Origin of the sequence: Cognatundibacterium luofuense (assembly GCF_018139685.1) — a bacterium.
Classification (GTDB): Bacteria; Pseudomonadota; Gammaproteobacteria; order Burkholderiales; family Burkholderiaceae_D; genus Undibacterium; species Undibacterium luofuense.
In genome coordinates this window covers 1-286 of sequence record NZ_JAGSPN010000622.1, presented here as the reverse complement: position 1 = coordinate 286, position 286 = coordinate 1, and the positions used below count along the sequence as shown (strand labels likewise).

The following is a 286-nucleotide window of genomic DNA, read 5'->3' as shown; positions in this document are numbered from 1 at the left end:
AGTCGAAATTCGTGCCAGTACAGCCTGGAAATTAAGTGCGCCGTTGCGCTGGTTAATACATCTAAGTAAAGGCAATGTCACTCCTCTTTGGAACGGTATTAAGTTTATTAGTAGCCGTGCGAGTAAATTAATACCCACGCCACTCTGTAAGCTGGTGGATACATCCTGGTCCAAGCTGATGAACTTAACTGCAGTCGCGCCGCATTCAAGTATGAATCAGGGAACAATTGCCGATATCGTCAAAGAACGTTGCGAAATGATGCAACAACCACTGACAATTTGCCTG

At 45.1% G+C, this 286-nt stretch carries 1 protein-coding gene; it reads left to right on the top strand.

Features of this window, described 5'->3' with window-relative positions; translation table 11 throughout:
- Positions 1-286, top strand: a 286-nt coding sequence (locus KDM89_RS21915) for a hypothetical protein (RefSeq protein WP_212689862.1), incomplete at both ends; no start/stop codon positions are given.